A 17,870-nucleotide genomic window follows, 5' to 3' on the forward strand; every position below is an offset into this window, starting at 1 on the left:
ACGCACGACAAAAAGCCCGCCAATCCGGCGGGCTTTTTTGTTTGTACAAATCCCGCAAACCTGTCCTTGCCACGATCGGGGCGGGAGAGGCATTGGCCAGATACAGCCCCACTTCCTCTCGCGGCTATCTACCTCCTCGCCGCACCCCGCGGTCGCGCGAATATCGCCGGCGTAACAGAGCGGCTGCCACCAGCAAGGGCAACGCGGCCAGCATCGACACACTACCCAACAGGCTGGGCGACCAGCCCCCCAGGCTATGCAGGCCAAAGGCGGCCGGCGCCATGACCAGCAGAAAGCCCAGCGTCAACAGCCACAATCCCCATCGGCGCGGCCGCACCGCCACCATGCGCATTTCATGGCGCCAGGCCTTGCGGCCAGCCTTGGTCGACAGATCGGGTGGTGGGGTATCGAACATAAGCTGCTGGACCTTGTGCCGTTTCCTCCCTATCCTGTCCAGCATCCCCGGGGGACCGCACACAAGCGGTTGAGAGGCAGCTGAAGTGGCTGCGACCCGTTGAACCTGATCCGGCTGACACCGGCGTAGGGAGGGAACGGCTTGTATCATGTGCAAACCGCGTCCGCCCCGCGTCCTTGAAAAGAGACGAAAGAGAGGCGGCCCATGGATACGATTTCCGTTCTGACGCTGCGCCTGGCCGAAATTTTCGGCCTTTACATGATCGTCATCGGCATTGGCGGCCTGGCCAGTCCGCCGCGCTGGCGGGCGGTGATGGACGATCTCAACCGCTCGCCGGGGCTGGTCGTGGCACTGGGGTTCGCCGTCTTTGCGGTCGGCGGCACGCTGGTGCTGATCCACAGCATTTGGACCGATCCGCTCGCATGCGTCGTCAGCCTGATTGGCTATGTCGCCCTGATCGAAGGCGCAACGCTGCTTGCCGTGCCCGGTCCGCTCATTCGCATCGGCCACTGGTCGACCGGCTTCATCCGGGCCTGGGCCGGCATCGCGCTTATCCTCGGCATCCTCCTTTTCCTCGCCGGCCTCACCGGCCGCGCCACCATCATCGTCTGAAAGGCAAATCCATGGCAGATGTCCCCGCCCGCACAGAGATGCCGGAAGCCGAAGGCTTCACCGACCGGCAGGCCGCAATGAATGTCACCACCGGCCCCATTCGCGGGTCTAGGAAGATCCATGTCGGCCCGCGAAAGGTCGCCATGCGCGAGATCCATCTGGAGCCGGGCAGCGGCGAGCCGCCGGTGCGCGTCTATGACACGTCGGGGCCATATACTGACCCGGACGCGCGGATCGACATCATGGCAGGCCTCCAGCAGCTGCGCCGCGACTGGATACGCGAACGCGGCGATGTCGAGGAATATGATGCCCGCGCGATCAAGCCGGAAGATAATGGCCTCAAAGGCCCCGATCGCTCGGGCGGCGTCCAGCCTTTCCCCAATGTCGTGAAGCGGCCCCTGCGCGCGAAAGCCGGGGCCAATGTCAGCCAGATGCATTATGCCCGCCGCGGTATCATCACGCCGGAAATGGAATATGTGGCGGAACGCGAAAATCTCGGCCGCGCGCGCCTCGCCGAATATGTCCGCGACGGCCAGAGTTGGGGCGCATCCATCCCGGACTATGTGACGCCGCAATTCGTCCGGGACGAAGTCGCCCGTGGCCGCGCCATCATCCCGTCGAACATCAACCACCCGGAATCCGAGCCGATGGCGATCGGCCGCAATTTCCTGGTGAAGATCAACGCCAATATCGGCAATTCGGCGGTCGCCTCCGACGTCGCGGCGGAGGTGGACAAGCTCGTCTGGTCCATCCGCTGGGGCGCCGACACGGTGATGGACCTGTCCACCGGCCGCAACATCCACGACACGCGCGAATGGATCCTGCGCAATTCGCCGGTCCCGATCGGCACGGTTCCCATCTATCAGGCACTCGAAAAGGTCGGCGGCGTCGCCGAAGATCTCAACTGGGACATCTTCCGCGACACGCTCATTGAGCAGGCCGAACAGGGCGTCGATTACTTCACCATCCATGCCGGCGTGCGCCTCGCCTATATCCCGATGGCGGCCAGGCGCGTCACCGGCATCGTCTCGCGCGGCGGGTCCATCATGGCGAAATGGTGCCTCGCCCATCATAAGGAAAGCTTCCTCTACGAGCATTTCGACGAGATCACGGAGATCATGAAGGCGTACGATATCGCCTATTCCTTGGGAGATGGCCTGCGCCCCGGCTCCATCGCTGACGCCAATGACGAAGCGCAATTCTCCGAACTCTACACGCTGGGCGAACTGACCCACAGGGCCTGGATACAGGATGTGCAGGTGATGATCGAAGGGCCCGGCCATGTGCCTATGCACAAGATCAAGGAAAATATGGAAAAGCAGCTGCAAGTCTGCGGCGAAGCGCCCTTCTACACCCTGGGGCCGCTCACCACCGATATCGCGCCGGGATACGACCATATCACCAGCGGCATCGGCGCGGCGCAGATCGGTTGGTATGGCACGGCCATGCTCTGCTACGTCACGCCCAAGGAGCATCTGGGCCTGCCGGACCGCGACGATGTGAAGGTCGGCGTGGTGACGTACAAGCTGGCCGCCCACGCCGCCGACCTGGCCAAGGGCCATCCGGCAGCGCAAGTCCGCGACGATGCGCTCAGCCGCGCCCGCTTCGAATTCCGCTGGCGCGACCAGTTCAACCTGAGCCTCGATCCCGACACGGCGGAACAATATCATGATCAGACGCTCCCGGCCGAAGGCGCCAAGAGCGCCCATTTCTGCTCCATGTGCGGCCCCAAATTCTGTTCGATGAAGATCACGCAGGAGGTCAGGGACTTTGCCGCGAAGAAGAACCAACCCGCCGACGGTTTCCTCGAAGCAGGCCTGACCGGCGCGGAAGTGGCGGAAGCCAGCAAGGCCGCCGCGCTCAAGGGCATGGAAGAAATGAGCAGGCTCTTCAAGGCGACCGGCAGCGAACTCTATATGGGCGCTGGCGGACGGGAGCATGATTGAGCGGGCGGTTCCATCGGCATTTTCGCATCCATGCGTTGGACGGGCGCTTAGAGCAGTTTCCGATCCGATTGCATCGGCCCGGCTGCTCTAAGTCTTTAATTTGCCGCGTTTTCCGATTCAGCAGGTGATTCCACCTGCTTGGAAAACGCTCTAGCCTATGAAATAGATGGTCGGCCTCATCTGGAAGGATAGGTGAGGCCGACCATCTTTCGCCTCGATGATGGCGAAATAGGCGCCATGACCGCATCGGAAGGCCTATGCCCGGAACCGGTCCGGATCGAATGGACGGCCGATGCGCCCTGGACCATGCTGGCCTTCGCCGCCGGGGATGGGAACCAACGGCAATTCGCCGACCGGTTCCGCCACAACCCCGCCTCGGCCTGATCCATCCCTTTCCTATTAGGAAATCCTCTGATCTATCCTCATGGATGGATCGATCTTCTCCCCCCAATCCGCCCGCTGCCCCTGCCCAAAAGCGCCGCGCCCACTGGACGCCCGCCTTGCAGGCCAGCTTCCTTGGCGTCTTGATACAGACAGGCAGCGTCCGCCACGCCGCGCGCGCGGTGGGCATGTCGCCGTCCAGCGCGCATCGCTTGCGTCGTCGCCTTGCCGGCACGGAATTTGATCAGAACTGGGCGGAGGCGCTTTGGCGGCATGAGCAGTTTATGAGCCGGCCGATGACCCTCTATCAACGCGCAATGGCCGTTGCAGCGAAAATAGGAGGTGAGGCTTCGGGAACGCCTCGGTGAGGCTTCGCGAGCGCCTTGCGAGTGCATCACGAACGCTTCGGACCAAAAAGCCGCTTCACACTGTGAACTTTGCCGACCTAATCCTGGATCAGCACGGCGCTGCGCCGCTTCTTCCATTCCAGCGACACGCCGATGCGCTGTTCCAGCCGCCCGTCCCAGCGGGTCGTCAGGCCATGCGCCTCCAGCTGTTCGACGATGCGATGGCCGATTGCGACCGCCTTGTCCTCGCCCTGGTCGCAGGCGCCATAGTTGAGATAGAGGCCATGCCCTTCGACCGCGCCCTCCGTGTCCTGCATATGGAAAAAGGCATAGCCCTCCACGGTCATGCCTTCGTCCTGCGCGGCCTCGATCTCGTCCCAGATTTCGGATGCGCCGCATGTGCCGCAGCAAGTGAAATTCTGCCGCGCGACGATGCCTTCCTCTTCCAGCGCGTCGAAGGCGGCGTCCAGCCGGTCGCAATCGGTCATTTCCGACCAGTCCCGCTCGGCCGCCCGATGATCGGCCAGCGCGGCGCGCAACGCGGCCGACGCCTCGACCCGCAACAGCGGCCGGGGCAATTCCTCCTCGAACACGTCGTTGGCGTTGGTCAGGATCGCGTCATCGTCGAAAAAGCCGCCGGCGACATCCCGCCGCACCAGATCGCGCAATGCGGCAACGGGGTCGTAGCTGGGCGCGGCGTTGCCGATGGCCTTGCCAGTCGAACTGGACGTCGGGGCAGCGCCTTTCGCTTCGCATATCTGGTCTTCGCCGCTTGCCTGCTTTCCGAAAATCCGCTTCCACAAAGACCCGAACATGCGCCTGTCTTGCCTCCTGCGATGCGTCACGACCGCGCCATCATGCCGCGCTATGCCGCAAAGGAAAAGAGGCTAAAGCGCCGCTTTGTTCCATTGCGCGGGCGGTTCGTTCGAGCGGTCCGATCATGGCGGCCCCATGATCCGCAGTCAGCGCGCCCGGTTTCGCTTCCCCCAGACGCACGCCGCCTCGTCGATGGTCCGCTCGCCAATACAGCCCCGCCGCCGCATCGCGCGCAGCCATTCGGCCCTGCCGTGGCGCGTCTTTGCGATAGGACCATGGTGGCGCAATATTCTGTCGGGTTTGGCGGGAAATGTGCGAAGTTAAGCGCGACTGTTCCTGTTGCCGGGTCGATCCGCCTGTCCGGTGGCACAATCACTGGATTGCCGCGCTACAGCGCTTACATAAGGGGCCGATGCCACCCTCCACGCCCGATTCCACGCCGATTCCGCCCGTATGGGCGACGCTGCGCCGCTTCCTGCCCTATCTCTGGCCGGCCGATTCGGCCGCGCTGCGCCGCCGGGTGGCCATCGCCATGGGGCTTGTGCTGCTGGCCAAGGTCGTCAGTCTCGCCATGCCCTTCGCTTACAAGGCCGCGATCGACCGGATGGCGCCGGGCATGGAGCCGGCGGTCGGCCTCGCCATGGCGCTGGTCGCCGTCTATGCAGGCGCCCGTTTCGCCAGCGTCCTGTTCGACAATCTGCGCAATGCGGTTTTCGAAAAGGTCGGGCAGGAGGCTGGCCGGCGACTGGCCGACGACGTCTTCGTCCATCTTCACCGCCTGTCTCTGCGCTTCCATCTCGATCGCCGCACCGGCGCCGTCACCAAGATCGTGGAGCGCGGCACCAAGAGCATCGACACGATGCTCTATTTCCTGCTGTTCAACATCGCGCCGACCGTGCTGGAACTGGTGGCGGTCTGCGCCATCTTTCTCGTCAAATTCGGTGCCGGGCTGGTCGTTGCCACGCTGGCCATGGTGGCGCTCTATATCTGGTTCACCCGCACCGTCACCGAATGGCGCAACCAGCTGCGCCGCGACATGGTGGATATGGACACCAATGCCGTCGCCCATGCCGTCGACAGCCTGCTCAATTTCGAAACGGTCAAATATTTCGGTGCCGAACAGCGGGAGGCGACCCGTTACGGCACGGCGATGCGCCGCTATGCCGGGGCGGCGGTCAAGAGCGAGAACAGCCTCGCCTGGCTCAATATCGGCCAGTCGCTCATCACCAACCTGATGATGGCAGGAGCCATGGCCTACACCGTCTGGGGCTGGAGCCGGGGGCAGTTCACCACCGGCGACGTGGTGCTGGTCAATACATTGCTCAGCCAGCTGTTTCGGCCGCTCGACCTGCTCGGCATGGTCTATCGTACCATCCGGCAAGGGCTGATCGACATGGAAGCGATGTATCAGCTGATCGACACGCAGCAGGAGATTGCCGACCGGCCCGACGCGCCGGCGCTGCAGCCGCATGGTGGTGCCGTTCGCTTCGATCATGTGCGTTTTGGCTATGATCCGGAACGCGAAATCCTGCACGACGTCAGCTTTGCCGTGCCGGCGGGCAAGACATTGGCGATCGTCGGCCCGTCTGGCGCGGGCAAGTCCACCATCGCCCGCATCCTCTTCCGCTTCTACGATATCCAGTCGGGCCAGGTGTCGATCGACGGGCAGGACATAGCCGGCGTGACCCAGGCCTCGCTGCGCGCCGCGATCGGCATCGTGCCGCAGGACATGGTCCTGTTCAACGATACGGTGGGCTATAATATCGGCTATGGCCGGGAAGGGGCGAGCCAGCAGGACATAGAGGCGGCGGCCAGGGCCGCGTCGATCCATGACTTCATCATGGACCTGCCGCAGGGCTATGCCACGCGGGTCGGCGAACGCGGCCTCAAACTGTCAGGGGGTGAGAAACAGCGCGTGGCGATCGCCCGCACCCTGCTCAAAGACCCGCCGGTGCTGGTGCTGGATGAAGCGACCAGCGCCTTGGACAGCCGCACGGAAACGGAAATCCAGACCGTCCTGCGCGACATCAGCCGCAAGCGGACGACCCTGGTGGTGGCCCATCGCCTCTCGACCGTGGTCGATGCCGATGAAATCATCGTGCTGGACAAGGGCGTGATCGTGGAGCGCGGCCGCCATGGCGATCTCGTCCGTGCCGACGGCCTCTACGCCCTGATGTGGGCGCGACAGGCCGCCGAGCGGGATGATATGCCGAGCCAGCCTGGCATAGAGGATATGTTCGAGGTCGTCCGACCCTGACCGATCCCCTGAACGGGTCAGTCGATGAAGTTTGCGGCGACCTCGGCCGGCACCCGCAATATCCGGCCGGTCGCCTTGTCGATGATCGCCCAGGTGGATTTGGCCGAAACCTTCACCTTGCCGTCCGGCCCGGTAAATTCGATCAGCCGGTCGAACCGCGCCCCGCGCGGCGCTTCCGGAATCCAGGTGCGCGCCGTCACCACATCGCCCTCGATCACATTGCCACGATAATCGACCTCATGCCGGGTCACGACCCAGATATAGGCATCGACATGGGCCGGATCGGCATCCTGTCGCCAGTGCTCGACCGACACCTGCTCCATCCATTGGACCCAGACCGCATTGTTCACATGGCCCAGCTCGTCGATATGGTGGGGCTGGGCCGTGATCTGCTTGGTGAAACTGGACGCCATCAACCCTCCACACCCAATTGCCACAGGATGAAGGCGAACTCCTCCGCCGTCTCATGCAGGCTTTCGAATCGTCCCGACTTGCCTCCATGGCCCGCGCCCATATTGGTCTTGAGCAACAGGATATTCTGGTCGGTCTTGGTCGCCCGCAACTTCGCCACCCACTTTGCCGGCTCCCAATAGGTGACGCGCGGATCGTTGAGGCCGGCCGTCACCATCAACGGCGGATAGTCCTGCGCGCGAACATGGGTATAGGGGTCATAGCTCTGGATCGTGCGGAACGCGGCCTCGTCCTCGATCGGATTGCCCCATTCGGGCCATTCGCCGGGCGTCAGCGGCAATGTTTCATCCAGCATGGTGTTGAGCACATCGACGAACGGCACATGCGCCACCACCGCGCCCCACAGGTCGGGGTCGGAGTTGATCACAGCGCCCATCAATTCGCCGCCGGCCGATCCGCCCGAAATGCTGATCCTGCCCTTCGACGAATAGCCAAGCGCGATCAGCCCCTTCGCCACATCGACGAAATCGGTGAAGGTGTTGACCCGCTTGTCCAGCTTGCCGTCCAGATACCATTGCTGGCCCAGGTCATCGCCGCCGCGAATATGGGCGATGGCAAAGGCGAAGCCGCGATCCAGCAGCGACAGGCGGCTGGTCGAAAAGCCCGGCTCCATCGCCATGCCATAGGCGCCATAGCCGTAAAGATGCAGCGGAGCGCTGCCGTCGCGCGGGAAATCCTTGGGATAGACGATCGACACCGGAATCTGCGTGCCGTCGCGCGCCGCGATCATCAGCCGTTCCGCAGCATAGCCGCTCGCATCATAGCCCGACGGAATGTCCTGGACCTTCAGCACCTCCAACGCACCCGTCGCCAGATGATAGTCGTAGATGGTGTCCGGCGTGACCATCGATTCATAGCCGATGCGCAGCTTGGTCACGTCATATTCCGGATTGTCGTCGAGGCTCGCCGAATAGCTGGCTTCCGGGAAGGGGATGCGCTTGGGCGTGTGCGTGGCGTAATCGCGCAACTCGATCTGGTCGAGACCGTCCTGCCGCCCTTCTGTCACATAGAAACTCTTGAACAGCGTGAAATCGGTCAGGTAGAAATGCGCGTCCGCGCCGATCACTTCCTCCCAACGGTCGGGCGCGTCCAGCGTCGCCTTCACCAGCCGGAAATTGGGATGGCTGTCGTTGGTCTTGATATAGAGCGTGCCTTCATGCTCATCGACATCATATTCGCGTCCAGCCTTTCGTGCGGACACGAGCAGCGGCGTCGCGGTCGGGTCGTCGGACGGGATCAGCCAGGCTTCGCTGGTCACATGGTCGCCGGTCGCGATGACGATCCATTTTTCCGACGAGGTCAGGCCGATCGAGACGCGGAACCCCTCGTCATCCTCATGGAACAGCTCTACGTCGCTCTCGATGCTCTGCCCCAGCCGGTGCAGACGCGCATTGTCGGTCCGCCAATTCTCGTTGGCCAAGCCGTAGAGCAGCCCCTTGCTGTCGGCCGTCCACACCAGCGACGACAATGTGTCGGGGATGACTTCAGGCAATAGTTCGCCGGAAAACAGATCCTTGATCCGCGCCTCGAACCGTTCCGACCCGTTGGTGTCGATGGCGTACGCCAGGTATCGGCCATCCGGGCTGACAGACATCGCGCCCAGCCGGAAATAGTCATGTCCTTCCGCCAACGCGGGTTCGTCGAGGATCAGTTGGTCGTCACCGCCGGCGGACGGCTTGCGATACCATTTGCGATATTGCGCCCCCGTCTCGAAAGCGCGCCAATAGATATAGTCGCCATCCTTTTGCGGAACCGACTGGTCGTCCTCCTTGATGCGGCCCTTCATTTCCTGGAACAACGTGTCCAGCAGCGGCTTGCGTGGCGCCATCGCCCGTTCGAACCAGCCATTCTCGGCCTCCAGATAGGCCAGGACATCCTTGTCCTTCACATCGGGATAGCCGGGGTCGCGCAGCCATGCGTAGGGGTCGTCCACCGTGATGCCGTGATGCGTGAAACTGTGCTGGCGGCGGTCGGCGATGGGAGGCTGCATGTGATCGGTCATTAACTATCCATGGTTCAGACGGGGGCTGCGCTGGAATAAACGCGCCTGTCGCTCTATGTTGTCGCCATTATGGCCAACGCAAGAGGCCGGAATGATCCAAGGGAAGTTCGATGTCCAGTTATGAAGATCGCCTGAAGGCCCTGCGCGCGCAACTGGTGCGCCAGAAGCTCGACGGTTTCGTGGTCCCCCTGACCGACGAGCATATGAGCGAATATGTCGGCGCCTATGCCCAGCGCCTTGCCTGGCTGACGGGATTTCAGGGGTCGGCTGGCAGCGCGGTGGTCCTGCCGCAGGAAGCCGCGATCTTCGTCGATGGCCGCTACACGCTCCAGGTCCGCGAGCAGGTCGACGGCGCGCACTGGCAATATGAAAGCGTGCCGCAGACGTCCATAGCCGCCTGGCTCAAGGATCATGCCGGGCAGGGCGCACGCATCGGCTACGATCCTTGGCTGCACACCCGCGCCTGGGTGATTCAGGCGACCGAGGCGCTGAGCCAGAAGGGCGCCGAGCTGGTTGCGGTCGATACCAATCCGGTCGATGCCGTCTGGCCCGATCGCCCGGCGCCCAGCGACGCCAAGCTGGTGGTGCATGGCGATCGCTTCGCCGGTCAGTCCGCCGCCGAGAAGCGTGCCGCCATGGCCGACTGGCTGACGGAGAAAAAAGCCGACGCGGTCGTCCTTTCCGCGCTCGATTCGATCGCCTGGACCTTCAACGTGCGCGGCAAGGATGTGGAGCGGACCCCGGTCGCGCTCGCTTATGCCATCGTTCATGCCGATGCGACCGCCGACCTTTATGTCGCACCGGAGAAAATGGACGAGGCCGTCGCCAAGCATCTGGGCAACGCGGTGCGCATTCATGATCGCGCTGCCTTTGCCGATGCGCTGGCAGACCTTGATGGCAAGACCGTTGTCGCCGACCCCGAACGGGCCGTCGCGGCGATCTTCAACGGCCTTGACGCCGGCGGTGCGACTATCTTGTCGCTGCGCGACCCGGCCGTCCTGTCCAAGGCGATCAAAAACGACACTGAAATCGCCGGGCACAAGGCTGCGCAGGCCCGCGACGGTGCGGCTCTCACCCGTTTCCTGCATTGGATCGCGGTGGAAGCCCCCAAGGGCGACCTTACAGAACTCTCTGCTTCCGACCGGCTTGAAGCGTTTCGTAAGGACACAGGGCTGCTCGAAGACCTGTCTTTCGATACGATCAGCGGCGCCGGCCCGAACGGTGCGGTCGTCCATTATCGCGCCGAGGAAAAGACGAATCGCCCGATCGAGCCAAACAGCCTCTATCTGGTCGATTCAGGCGGCCAGTATCGTGACGGCACCACCGATGTGACCCGAACGCTGGCCATCGGTACACCCACCGACGAAATGCGTCGCCGCTTCACCCTGGTGCTCAAGGGCCATATCGCGCTTGCTCGCGCCGTTTTCCCAAAGGGTACGCGCGGCGGTCAGCTGGATGTGCTCGCACGCCAATATCTGTGGGCCGAAGGGCTGGATTATGCCCATGGCACGGGCCACGGCGTCGGCAGCTTCCTGTCGGTGCATGAAGGGCCTCAGCGCATCGCCACTTTCGGCGGTGGCGACGAGCCGCTGGTGGCCGGCATGATCCTCTCCAACGAGCCGGGCTATTACAAGACCGGCGAATATGGCATCCGCATCGAAAATCTGGTGCTGGTGGAGGAACGCGAGGTTCCCGGCGCGGAAAAGCCAATGCTGGGCTTCGAAACGCTGACTTTCGCGCCGATCGACCGCACGCTGGTCGCCAAGGATATGCTGAGCAGCGAGGAGCGCGCGTGGCTCGACGCTTATCATGCCGCCGTGTTGGGCCTGGTCGGCCCGCAACTGGAAGGAGACGCACTTGCCTGGCTCCAGGCTGCCTGCGCGCCGCTTTAAAGCCTAGTCTTCCGACTTGTCAGCGGGAGGGGGCGGCGCGGCGCCCTCCCGCGCTTGGGCTTTGCGCCTGCGCAGATTGTTGCGCAGCGCCTGCGCCAACCGTGCCTTTTTCTCGTCCTGCGTTTCAGCCATGCAATGCGCATAAGCAAAATGCGTGATCGACCGCAACCCGCCTTGACATGCGCAGCAAGGGCGGCCATAGGCCCGGCCTCCGAAGCGTACATAACGCCTTGGAACAGAAATAGAGTGCTGCCGTAGCTCAGTGGTAGAGCGCATCCTTGGTAAGGCTGAGGTCGGGAGTTCAATCCTCCCCGGCAGCACCATTTCTTCCCCCACAATCTGAAATCAGATCATCGCCCATGCGGCGATCGCCATCGTTTGTGTCGCGGCTATCATCCAGAGCAGCGTCGAAAAAGGCTGTTTGCGGGTCTTGTGGCGAAAGAAATGGCGGCCAAGGAAGGCGCCCGGCGTTCCGCCAACCAGGGCCCAGAGCAGCAGCGTGCGTTCGGACAAGCGGCGCCGACCCATCCGGGCGCGCCGCTTGTCCATGCCGAACAGAGTGAAGACGATCAGATTTGGCGTCAGCAAAGCTGACAGGATCGGAATAGCTGGAATCGTCAGCGCCCGAAACTGACGCCGATCCAGAGCGTGCGCGGGGTGCCAAGGTCCATCGACCCCCCGGCATTGCGGGTCACGACCGTCTCATCGAACAGATTCTCGCCGCGCGCCACCAGGCTGATGCCATGGCCGACCGGCAGCCGGGCAATAGCGTCCAGAGTCAGCGCGTCGGGCAGCACGTCGCTTTGCAGGTCGTCCTCATATTGTTTCGCGACATAGCGCAGCGTGGTCGACAGCGATGGTCCGTGGGCGGGGCTATAGGCGACCGTGGCGCTGGCGGCATGACGGGGCGTTTGCGCAGGCGTGAAGCCGTCGAAAGCGGCACCCGGCGCGCGGACGCGGCTGTGGCTATAGGCGTAGGAGGCCGACAGGTTGACGTCGCCGAGCTTTGCAGCGGCGGTCAGTTCGATGCCCTTGGCGACGATCCGGTCGACATTCTGGCGCTGGCGCGTATTGGTGGCGACGGTGACGTTGGCGATGGCATCGTCAAGCCGGTTGTAGAAGGCGGTGGCCGACAAGCTAATATTCTCGATCGGCGTCAGATCGATCCCCGCCTCAGCACCCTTCAGCTTTTCGGGGGTCAGCGCCGCATTGGCCTGCGTCGTGATCGGGAAGACGACGAAGGGGCGATACAACTCGTTCAGAGTCGGCAGGCGGAAGCCACTATAGGCCGACGCCCGCAGGGCGAAGGCTTCGCTGGCATGGTAAAGCGCGCCGACCCGGCCGGAAAACTCCCAGTCGGACCGATCGGCATAATCGCTGCCCGTGGTGGCGCCCGTCGTGGCGCTCGCCTGGTGATAGAAACCATTGCTGATCGACCAGCGATCTGCCCGGACGCCGCCAGTCAGTACCAGTTTGCCAAGCGTCCAGTCATCCTCGGCGAAGATCCCGGTCGTCCACTGGTCGCCGCCTGCATGGCGCAGGAAGGTGCGCGGGTTGGCGGCAATATTGGCGTTATAGGCGTCCTCATACATGTCGCCCGTCGCAAAGCGCGTATCGACGCCCAGCCGCAACATATGCGCTTCGCTCACTGGCGGCCGGATCTCGATCTTGCCCCCGATGCCGGTGGACGGCGTATTGCGCTGGTCCAGCGACTTGCGGAAGGTCGAGGAGGACATGACGATGTTGGCGAAGTTGCGCGCCTGAATATAGGCCAGCGCGTCCACCTGCCACGCACCTCGGCTGATATAGCGGATGCTGGCGTCCTGTCCCTGGCTCATGCTGTCCGCGCCGGCGAAGCGTAGCGTGCGATTGTCCTCGAACAGGGTCGCGCGGAATTGCAGCTCCGACGTGGCGGAAAGAGGCGCGACCGCCCGCAAATTGGTCGACCAGCCATCATAGGCTGCCGGCACGGTGGCCGCGACGCGCTGATCCTTTGGCGTGGTCTGGAAACCGTCGCCCCGGTCCCACCGGCCTGAGAGCGAAACATAGCCGCCACCCAGATCCTGTGTCAGTCCGGCCGACAGCTCGGTCGAATCGCGGCTGCCGTAGAAGGCGCTGGCGGAAAAGTCGGGCAATTGGTTGCGGGTGGCGCTGGCCATCTCGATCGTACCTGCGACCGCGCCCGCGCCAAAGGCGCCGATCCCGCCGCCGCGCGTCACCCGCACCACCGACAAACGTTCGGGCGCCAGCGCACTGAAAGGAATATAGCCGAAAAAGGGATCGGCGATCGGCACGCCGTCCAGCAGCATCAATGTGCGGCTCGACGCATTGCCACCCAGCGCGCGCAGCGTTGCTCCCTGATTCGATGGATTGGATGATCGGCTGTCGGACCGGCGAAATTGCTGGAAACCGGCCACGTCGCCCAACACGCTTTCGATCCGTCCCGATGCGCTGTCCAACAATCGCTGCCGGTCGATCGCCACCGATCCATAGGCTGGCGTGCCCGGTGGCAGTTCCAGCCCCGCGCCGGTGACGATGATCTGCGACGCATCGCTCGGCGCCTCTTCAGGTGCCTGGGCGAAAGCGACGGTCGGTACGGACAACATGATAGCGGGCAGAATAAGAATTTTCATGGCGATCCCTTCGACGCCCCTGTCCTTATTTTCCATACCTTTTGCAAATGGAAAGGGGCCGCACCTCATTAGGATGCGGCCCCCGCCCCGTGACATTGTCCCTTCGGTCAGAAGAAGAGGATGGCCCCCGCCGCAATGGCGTCCGACGTTGCCTTGTTGCCGTTATGCGCTTTCGACCGGGTGTTGATATATTCGCCCAGCAGCGTCACCCAGCTATTCAGGCCATAGCGGACCTGCCCGACCCAGCTGCTATTCTTGTCAACCAGCGTGGGATTGGCCAGCGCATCGGCCGTGTTGGCATAATCGAGATTGCTCTCTCCATAGCTGCCGCCGAACGAAAATTTGCCGAAGGTCGTCAGGCCCTGAAGATAGAAGCCATGGCTGTCGCGCTTGTTGCCGATCCCGTCGGTATCGAACAGGTTGAGCGCCGTGGTGCCCAGACCCGATGCGTCATAATAGGTGCCGACCACAGTGACCGGACCGAATGTGACCTTGGCGCCCGCATCCCAGCCCCAACCGGTATAGTCCGGACCGGCGATGACATTATGCTTCTGCGACAGGCCCGAAACCCAAAGGCGCGTGCCGAGGTCGCCAAATTTGCCGTCATACACGAACTTGGCCTGGAAACCGGGCTGCTTGTTCGATTCTTCGGGACCGGTGAGCGAGGACAGCGGTTCGAAAATGCCGAGGCTGGCAGTAAAGCCGCTGAAGCTGGGCGTGGTATAGGTTATTTGCGGCTGGAAATCGGTGTAGATGTAGCCGGTGCCGATGCGGCCCAATGTCGTATTGGACGGAGCGACATTGCCAGCAGGCGTTCCCGACGACAGCAAGGTGATGTCGTTCAGGATCGATTCGGACTGGAACAGCCCGATGTCGCGGCCGATCTTCACCTCGCCGAAGCCGGCGCGGCCAAAGGTCAGGTAGGTCTGGCGAAAGTCGATCCCGGCGGTCTGGAGCGCGCGGGGATTGCCGCCGCTGTTGGCGCCGCCGCCGACATAGCTGACCGAGTTGATGCCCGGATACATGCCGAAATGCGCGCCAACGTCCCAGCCGTCCAGGCTGGTGGAGGCTTCCACCTTCAGGAAGCCGGGCAGCAGGCCGTTGCGAATGGCCGAACTGTTGCCTCCCACGGTGGCGACCCCGCCCGTTACCGTCGTAGTGCCGCTCGGCGTATCGCCATTGTCATGGACATAAAAACCGTTGACCGAGCCGGAGAATTTGAGCGTCACGTCACCGACCTGAAGGCCCACGCCGCTTTCCGTCATCCGCACATAGCCCGCGCCGCCCGATGCATCGGGCGTTACCGCCGGGGCGGGTGCAGCGGCGGCCTGCGCCGTTTCGGTCGCCTGGCCCTTGATCAGTTCCTGATATTCGTCGTCGGTCAGGATGCCCTTTTCATGCAGCCGTTTCAGCAAGTCTGCGGTGGTTCCGGCCATGGCCGGTGCCGCGGTGGCGGCGAGCATCAGTGCTCCAGCCGCGCTCATCAGGCGCAACGCCCCCTTCATATCATCCTCCCTATATTCCGCCGGCTTGTCTCCGGCTGCGGCGCAGAGTGCGGCGTAAGGGGAGGAGGGGAAATGGGACTTAGGTTCTCGTTCCTTCGGACAGGGCGCAAATCACGGCGCGGCGACGATGCCCCACGGTGCCGCGCCGACTGCGATGGTGCCGGTGACGGCGGCCTTGGCCAAATCGATCACGGAGACATTGTCCGAAAGGCCATTGGCGGCATAGGCATGGGCGCCATCGGCGCTGATCGCGACATGCCAAACGCGCTTGCCGACCGGCACATAGGCCCGCACCTTGCGCGTCGCGACGTCGACGATGGCGACATGATCGGCCCGACCCAGCGCGATCACCGCCGTTTTGCCATCGGGCGTAAAGCGGATGCCGCAGGGCAGGATGCGATGATCGGGGGTGCCCGGAATGGCAAAGTGCAGCGTTTCATTCACCTGCCGGGTGGCGGTGTCGATAATCTGCACCGTACCGCCCACTTCGGCCGCGACCCACAGTTGCTTTCCATCCCCAGTAAATTCGACATGGCGCGGCCGCAGATCGACCGGCGTTTCCGCGACCATCATTTTCGTGCTCAGGTCGATCCAGTTGACGACATTATCTTCTTCCGACGTGACCACGACCCATTGGCTGTCCGGACTTTGCGCAACGCCTTCCGGTTCGCCGCCGACATCGACCTGGAAGGCGACGGCGCGGGTCGCAAGGTCGATCGCGGTCAGGGCGGCGTCATCCTCATTGGCGACGAACAAGGTCTTGCCGTCGCGTGACAGGAAGAACTGCTCCGGGTCTTGTCCGGAGGGGAGTTCGGCAACGACCTTGCCGGTTGCCCGCTCGATCACCTGCACCGCATGGTCCAGACTGGCGCAGAGGTAGATGTAGCGACCATCCTTCGACACGGTGATGCCGCGCGGTCGGCCGCCGACCTTCCATGTCGCTGTCACTGCGCCCGTTTTCGCGTCGATCACGCTGACGCTGTCGCCCCGCTCGTTGGAGACATAGAGGGTTTCGGCCTGGGCCACGACAGGCAGCAGCATCAACCCGGCGATGACGATGCGTTTCATTCTTTTCCTCTCCATGCCCCTCATTCTTGTCCCGAGGGTCTATCCGCAGCCCTGTCTCTACGGGATTGTACCAATGGCCAATGGGGACGCGGCCCGCCCCAGCCTACACTCGGACCCATCAGGGAAAAACCGACCGGGTGAGGATGGAAATGGGAAACATGGGTAGGGTCGCATTGCTGGGTGCCATGGCTATGCTGGGCATGACCGCAGCGACATCTTTGATGGCGCATGGCGACGTGACGCCGCAGGCGGTGGATACGTCAGCACTGCCGGACATCGGCGAGGCCTGGCTGGAAAAGAACCCCTATAGCGGCAATGCCAAGGCGATCGAGATCGGCCAGTCGGCCTATGGCCAGAATTGCGCGCGCTGCCATGGTCTGGACGCGGAAAGCGGCGGTATCGCGCCTGACCTGCGCTATCTGGAGGCGGGCGAATCTGGCGACCAGTGGTTCGCCGAACGCTTCCGCCACGGTTCCAGCCATGACGGCAAGGTCTATATGCCGCCCTTCGGCGACGTACTTGGCCAGAAGGCCGGCTGGGCGATTCGCGCCTGGCTCGAAACCAAGCACGAAGGTTGATCGCCATGCTCTCGCGGCGGGGGCTGATCGGCGGGGCAGGGGCAGCGCTGGCGGTCGGGCTGATGTCCGGGGGCTTGAGCGCCGCCCCGCTCGCCAAGGTCAAGGCGCTCGGCACCATCCGGGTGGTCGTCTATCAGAATAACCGCCCATGGTCCTGGGAGGAGGGCGGCAAGCTGGTCGGTCTGGACGCCGATCTGGCGCAGGCGATCGCGATCAAGCTGGGCGTGCGCGCCGATGTCGCCCAGCTGGTCGCGGACGAAAGCGCGGACGATGATCTGCGCAACGGCGTGTGGAAGGGCGGGCTGCTCGGCTTCACGCCCGGCGACCTTATGATGCATGTTCCGTTCGACCGGACCTTCGCCGCGCGTAACGATCAGGTCGCGATCATCGCGCCTTATTATCGCGAAAGCTTTGGACTGGCTGGCGGCAATGGTCTGTCGGTAGAAGCGCTGCCGACCGAATGGAAGGGCCGCAAGCTGGCCGTAGAGCTGGATTCCATTCCCGATTTCTACCTGATCGGCAGCTTAGGCGGCGCGCTGGCCAAGGACGTGATCCACTATCCCACCGGATCGGATGCGGTGGCTGCGGCCATGGCTGGGCAGGCCGATGCCGTTCTCGCCAGTCGCGCGCAGATCGAGGAAGGCGTGCATAGGTCCGACGGCAAGGCTCTGTCCCTGCGCAAAGGGCCGTTGCCCGCCTTCGCCTCGCCCGGCTGGGACATCGGCATGGCGGTCAAGGAGAATAGCCGCACGCTGGGCGATGCGGTGGAGGAAATCGTCACCGCCATGGCCGCCAGCGGCGAGATGAAGGCGCTGTTCGAACGCTACGGCGTCACCTGGACGCCCGCCAAGGCGGCGGGCTGAGAGGCGACCCAAGGTCCAATTGCCGCTTCGTCGGGGTCGCATAGTGTGCACGTAAACGGGCGTAGAGCGCCCGTTCAATAGGGA

The 17,870-nt window shown here is 63.4% G+C and carries 16 protein-coding genes, 1 tRNA gene and 1 riboswitch; of the genes, 8 read left to right on the forward strand and 9 right to left on the reverse strand.

Translation table 11 applies throughout. The annotated features are described in order from the left end of the window. Window positions 1–124 precede the first annotated feature (124 nt). On the reverse strand, window positions 125–415 hold the full coding sequence (locus tag AC07UX_RS12235; protein WP_495192300.1) for a hypothetical protein: 291 nt from the start codon (window positions 413–415) through the stop codon (window positions 125–127). A gap of 38 nt (window positions 416–453) precedes the next feature. Beyond that, window positions 454–564: riboswitch (TPP riboswitch) on the forward strand. A gap of 55 nt (window positions 565–619) precedes the next feature. Between AC07UX_RS12235 and AC07UX_RS12240 the strand changes: the two genes are divergently transcribed. From AC07UX_RS12240 to AC07UX_RS12250, 3 genes are all read left to right on the forward strand, one after another. Next, entirely contained in the window at window positions 620–1,027 is a 408-nt protein-coding gene (locus tag AC07UX_RS12240) for a DUF2065 domain-containing protein (protein WP_495192301.1), read from the forward strand. An 11-nt stretch (window positions 1,028–1,038) separates the two neighbouring features. Continuing rightward, window positions 1,039–2,973: a phosphomethylpyrimidine synthase ThiC gene (thiC, locus tag AC07UX_RS12245; RefSeq protein WP_495192302.1), complete on the forward strand. Its 1,935-nt coding sequence runs from the start codon at window positions 1,039–1,041 to the stop codon at window positions 2,971–2,973. A 237-nt stretch (window positions 2,974–3,210) separates the two neighbouring features. After that, entirely contained in the window at window positions 3,211–3,357 is a 147-nt protein-coding gene (locus AC07UX_RS12250; RefSeq protein ID WP_495192303.1) for a hypothetical protein, read from the forward strand. 442 nt (window positions 3,358–3,799) lie between these two features. Here the strand turns inward: AC07UX_RS12250 and AC07UX_RS12255 are convergent, their stop codons facing one another. Continuing rightward, window positions 3,800–4,516 (reverse strand): DUF6891 domain-containing protein, encoded by a 717-nt coding sequence (locus AC07UX_RS12255; protein ID WP_495192304.1) that lies wholly within the window; start codon window positions 4,514–4,516, stop codon window positions 3,800–3,802. Window positions 4,517–4,929: 413 nt separating this feature from the next. Between AC07UX_RS12255 and AC07UX_RS12260 the strand changes: the two genes are divergently transcribed. After that, window positions 4,930–6,774 carry an ABCB family ABC transporter ATP-binding protein/permease gene (locus AC07UX_RS12260; RefSeq protein WP_495192305.1) on the forward strand — a complete coding sequence of 615 codons (1,845 nt, stop codon included), beginning with the start codon at window positions 4,930–4,932 and terminating at the stop codon, window positions 6,772–6,774. A gap of 17 nt (window positions 6,775–6,791) precedes the next feature. On the opposite strand, the gene AC07UX_RS12265 is transcribed toward AC07UX_RS12260, so the two are convergent. Beyond that, window positions 6,792–7,187, reverse strand: coding sequence for an acyl-CoA thioesterase (locus tag AC07UX_RS12265; RefSeq protein ID WP_495192306.1), 396 nt, complete (start codon window positions 7,185–7,187; stop codon window positions 6,792–6,794). Then, window positions 7,187–9,247 carry a S9 family peptidase gene (locus AC07UX_RS12270; RefSeq protein WP_495192307.1) on the reverse strand — a complete coding sequence of 687 codons (2,061 nt, stop codon included), beginning with the start codon at window positions 9,245–9,247 and terminating at the stop codon, window positions 7,187–7,189. Before AC07UX_RS12270 ends, AC07UX_RS12265 begins: the two co-directional genes overlap by 1 nt. Window positions 9,248–9,357: 110 nt before the next feature. Here AC07UX_RS12270 and AC07UX_RS12275 point away from each other — a divergent pair, with 110 nt between their 5' ends. Beyond that, complete coding sequence (locus AC07UX_RS12275) at window positions 9,358–11,139, forward strand: aminopeptidase P family protein (protein ID WP_495192308.1); 1,782 nt, start codon at window positions 9,358–9,360, stop codon at window positions 11,137–11,139. Between the two features lie 3 nt (window positions 11,140–11,142). Here the strand turns inward: AC07UX_RS12275 and AC07UX_RS12280 are convergent, their stop codons facing one another. After that, window positions 11,143–11,271 carry a hypothetical protein gene (locus AC07UX_RS12280; RefSeq protein ID WP_495192309.1) on the reverse strand — a complete coding sequence of 43 codons (129 nt, stop codon included), beginning with the start codon at window positions 11,269–11,271 and terminating at the stop codon, window positions 11,143–11,145. Window positions 11,272–11,387: 116 nt separating this feature from the next. On the opposite strand from AC07UX_RS12280, the gene AC07UX_RS12285 reads away from it, so the two are divergent. After that, window positions 11,388–11,462, forward strand: a tRNA-Thr gene (locus AC07UX_RS12285). 22 nt (window positions 11,463–11,484) lie between these two features. Here the strand turns inward: AC07UX_RS12285 and AC07UX_RS12290 are convergent. The 4 genes from AC07UX_RS12290 to AC07UX_RS12305 all read right to left on the reverse strand — a co-directional run bounded on the left by AC07UX_RS12290 (window position 11,485) and on the right by AC07UX_RS12305 (window position 16,360). After that, window positions 11,485–11,727: a DUF1294 domain-containing protein gene (locus AC07UX_RS12290; RefSeq protein WP_495192310.1), complete on the reverse strand. Its 243-nt coding sequence runs from the start codon at window positions 11,725–11,727 to the stop codon at window positions 11,485–11,487. Window positions 11,728–11,756: 29 nt separating this feature from the next. Continuing rightward, window positions 11,757–13,772, reverse strand: a complete 2,016-nt coding sequence (locus tag AC07UX_RS12295) for a TonB-dependent receptor plug domain-containing protein (protein WP_495192311.1) — start codon at window positions 13,770–13,772, stop codon at window positions 11,757–11,759. A gap of 107 nt (window positions 13,773–13,879) precedes the next feature. After that, window positions 13,880–15,277: a porin gene (locus tag AC07UX_RS12300; protein WP_495192312.1), complete on the reverse strand. Its 1,398-nt coding sequence runs from the start codon at window positions 15,275–15,277 to the stop codon at window positions 13,880–13,882. Window positions 15,278–15,388: 111 nt separating this feature from the next. Beyond that, window positions 15,389–16,360: a PQQ-dependent catabolism-associated beta-propeller protein gene (locus AC07UX_RS12305; protein WP_495192313.1), complete on the reverse strand. Its 972-nt coding sequence runs from the start codon at window positions 16,358–16,360 to the stop codon at window positions 15,389–15,391. A 134-nt stretch (window positions 16,361–16,494) separates the two neighbouring features. Here AC07UX_RS12305 and pedF point away from each other — a divergent pair, with 134 nt between their 5' ends. Further along, complete coding sequence (gene pedF, locus AC07UX_RS12310) at window positions 16,495–16,923, forward strand: cytochrome c-550 PedF (RefSeq protein WP_495192627.1); 429 nt, start codon at window positions 16,495–16,497, stop codon at window positions 16,921–16,923. Window positions 16,924–16,928: 5 nt separating this feature from the next. Then, the gene (locus AC07UX_RS12315; RefSeq protein WP_495192314.1) at window positions 16,929–17,786 is read left to right on the forward strand and encodes a substrate-binding periplasmic protein; all 858 of its coding nucleotides are present in this window, start codon (window positions 16,929–16,931) and stop codon (window positions 17,784–17,786) included. Window positions 17,787–17,870: the final 84 nt, after the last annotated feature.

This window comes from Sphingobium sp. GW821-FHT02B05 (assembly GCF_059421905.1).